Below are 3,024 nucleotides of genomic sequence, written 5' to 3'. Positions count from 1 at the left end.
CTTTCTTTTCTTCAGATGACGTATTAGTTACAGCCCTGTTTCTTGAGATCACTGATGGGGAAGATCTACCACCCCTTTGAAATGGAGAAGGGCGAAAACTGGATGTTCTTGGGATACTCCTGGGAATTGGAGCTGGAAGTTGTCGAACAGGTCGTGCAGGTTTTTGAAATAAAGTTTGTGCACTTTGTTTTACTTTATTCGCTGCGCCAAAAATATTGCCTATTTTACTAAGGATACCTGCAATTCCTGCTACAGCACCACTCGCAGCAGCAGTAGCGGTTCCTGTGGCTACTGCACCGAGTCCGTCTACCTCGAACTCATTGTTCATAAAAGCTTCAATGGTATCGATATCTGCCTCCACCACAAATTTTTCAAAAGGATCATTATACATATCAGGTTCAGTATCGATACTTCCGATAGTAAAACCACTTAATGGGACTTTGCGGTCTTTGTTCCCTTTTCCTCTTAATATGGCTTTCCTTAGGTTTCTTCCTCTTCCCCCGGCAGTACGATAAATCTTCTCTGCCTTTTCAACGGTTTTTTTAAGTTTTGAGAATTTTCTCATATCAATTCCCATTTTCCTGGCCTGTGATTCACTGAGGTATCCAAAACGTAACCTACTGGCAACTTTGAACATATTGATCTTCATGGCCAGTAAAAATCCGTTACGAAGTAAGATAGTAGCCGGATTTAGAAAACGGTTAAACGTTCTAACGACAGGTCGGATCACTTTTTTACCTACTTTTTTGGCAAACTTCTTTAGTCCGCGTCCTATCTTTTTAAAGAAGCCTTGTAGGCCATCAATGACATAAATATTCTCTTCTGCATCAGCATACAGGATTACATTACCATCCTCATCCAATATCTCATAAGCAATATCCGGGGCGGAGTCAGAGACTCCATTTATATATGAACTTGTATCCCTGATATCTGTGTTATCTAACCCGGTAGCATCAAATCCATCTAATCGGTGTAATTCCATAATTGTAATATTTTGGGGTTGTATCCCCGGTTTATTATTGTTTAGCCTTCAGTTGTTGATTCCTCTTTCGAGAGGCTTTTGTCTTTTTGGTAAATAATCGTAATACTCCAATTCCTGCAGCAACGGATATCCCGGAAATGATCAAAAAATTGAGCAGATCAAAATCATCTTTCTTTTTCATATTGCTATTGGTATATATATCATCAAATCGGAATGGGGATGCGATCTTACCTGGTATCGTACTCTTTTTAGATGTATTTGGTACTGTATCCCTAACCGTACATCTGGGTATTTCTGCGGTTTGGGTTATCCTACGTAAAGGAAGTTTTGGTTGCTGTAAAGCATCCAGGCTAATCGCCGCCATATCAACTCCGCTAAGTCCGGATAGCTCTTCTAAAAGGATACTTTTCTCTGGGTCAATGTCTTTCTTTTCGGAATAGGGGACTTCATAATTAAAACGGTCCGCCACACAATCGATAGTGATATGACCACCCTTAAAAGGGACAATGGGATATATGTGTTGAAAGTGCTTTTTACCTCCATATTTTGTGATCCTCATCTGGTAGGGGATCCCTAAATTGATGAGAATGCTTCCTATAAAAACGGTATAACAATCACAATCTACCCCGGTAGTTCTATCTGCCCATGTGCGTGAAGGCCTACGGACTTGTTCTATCCCCGTAGCATCCATTGTATACTGGATATGACCATAGACGAAATTCCAAATGTTCCTACACACCTCATAGAGGCCTTTAGTATTTAGTTTCTTTGCTAATACTGCGGTATCATTAAGGGTTTCTGCAATAACTTTTTGCATTAATTGAAGGGTATCCTGTAATCTTGCTTTTCCCGGGCCTACAATAACAGCATCATTGCGGATGCTTTTAGGAAAAAGTGCGTTGTACTGAACTCCGGAATTGATATGTCTTTTCGTCTGTGCCTGCATTAGAGTTTTAGTATGATGTTATCAAACTGCTCGTAGGGTAAGCCATTGACCCTGGTGATGATTTGGGTTTGAATCTTAAGTTCGATAGGAGCTCCGGATCGGATATCACTAACCACTTTGGTGCCTAATATCTGGATCAGGGTTAACCACCCTGCGGATTGTATTTTTAGGTCAAAGTTTTTTTCACTATGCTCAGGAATTTCGATAATCGAGTTTTCAATGGTTGAACTTCCCAGCAGTTTATCTTTAAACAAGATTTTGACAAAAGGATGCTGTAGTTTTAAGGTTACCGGATTAGGGTTCTGTATTTGGACTGCTGCTTTTAATTCTATTCCCGTAAGATTAACTTTATGGATGCTCACCCGAATCCGGGAAGTAATATTAGTGCTTGCCCTTTGCAACCGGGATAAATACCGAATCGAAAAAAAAGTCGCTAAACCACCTACAATCCATTTGAACATAACTTCCTTGTTTTTATCAAAGGAAAATGTTTACAAAACAGTCTACAAGTGAGCTTGTATAAGCCTGTTTTGGCTATGGATTTTCGTAGAATTTATGGTAGCTTGATCATGTTTTAAAGCCTTGTTTACACTATAAGTAAACCCTTGGTTCTTAAAACTTAAAAAGGTTGATATATACTTAAATACCCTATATGATGGAAATGAGATTTTGGAGTAAAGCTGAACTAGCAATCCGCTTTGGAATTAGCAGAGAAACCTTGAGATTGCGGTTAAAAGAAATTGAAGGATTGGATACTGGAAGGAGGCAATTATTATATCCTTATGAGGTGCGGATAGTGTTTAAAGCTTTTGGAGTTGAGGAATATGATTGACGGCTTGTTTATTATAAGTTCTCTAAAAATATTGAAAATGATTAGGACATAAGAAATAGTAATATTACTATGATCGCATTGTTAGATCCAGTACAGCGACAGATCGTTTGCGGAGAATATTTGATATAATCTCCTTAAATATGCGGAGAATAATTTGTATATTTGCCGCATAACCATACATTAAAATGGCAAAGTATATTTATCAGTACGAAAATTGGCCCCATTTTACCTGGAATGAAAAAAAAATTCAGGTGATTTTTGGTA

4 protein-coding genes are annotated in these 3,024 nt (G+C 38.6%); 1 reads left to right on the top strand and 3 read right to left on the bottom strand.

Annotated elements, in window-relative coordinates; all coding sequences use genetic code 11:
• The 3 genes from FOF46_RS30530 to FOF46_RS30520 form a co-directional block, all read right to left on the bottom strand.
• A partial coding sequence (locus FOF46_RS30530) for a hypothetical protein (protein WP_208746842.1) occupies positions 1–982 on the bottom strand: 982 nt, incomplete at its 3' end.
• A 34-nt stretch (positions 983–1,016) separates the two neighbouring features.
• Positions 1,017–1,928 carry a hypothetical protein gene (locus tag FOF46_RS30525; RefSeq protein WP_143919199.1) on the bottom strand — a complete coding sequence of 304 codons (912 nt, stop codon included), beginning with the start codon at positions 1,926–1,928 and terminating at the stop codon, positions 1,017–1,019.
• Complete coding sequence (locus FOF46_RS30520) at positions 1,928–2,389, bottom strand: LEA/WHy family protein (protein ID WP_143919198.1); 462 nt, start codon at positions 2,387–2,389, stop codon at positions 1,928–1,930. The genes FOF46_RS30525 and FOF46_RS30520 overlap by 1 nt, the downstream gene beginning before the upstream one ends.
• 191 nt (positions 2,390–2,580) lie before the next feature.
• Between FOF46_RS30520 and FOF46_RS30515 the strand changes: the two genes are divergently transcribed.
• Complete coding sequence (locus FOF46_RS30515; RefSeq protein ID WP_143919197.1) at positions 2,581–2,760, top strand: hypothetical protein; 180 nt, start codon at positions 2,581–2,583, stop codon at positions 2,758–2,760.
• The last annotated feature ends 264 nt before the right edge of the window (positions 2,761–3,024 follow it).

The sequence above is a fragment of the Aquimarina algiphila genome (genome assembly GCF_007489275.1).
Taxonomy (GTDB): Bacteria; Bacteroidota; Bacteroidia; order Flavobacteriales; family Flavobacteriaceae; genus Aquimarina; species Aquimarina algiphila.
This window is presented reverse-complemented; position numbering and strand designations above follow the sequence as displayed.

Excerpts from the sequence above, each read along its gene's own strand:
- FOF46_RS30525 (WP_143919199.1), bottom strand. The coding sequence starts at position 1,928 with ATGCAGGCACAGACGAAAAGACATATCAATTCCGGAGTTCAGTACAAC.
- FOF46_RS30520 (WP_143919198.1), bottom strand. The coding sequence starts at position 2,389 with ATGTTCAAATGGATTGTAGGTGGTTTAGCGACTTTTTTTTCGATTCGG.
- FOF46_RS30515 (WP_143919197.1), top strand. The coding sequence starts at position 2,581 with ATGATGGAAATGAGATTTTGGAGTAAAGCTGAACTAGCAATCCGCTTT.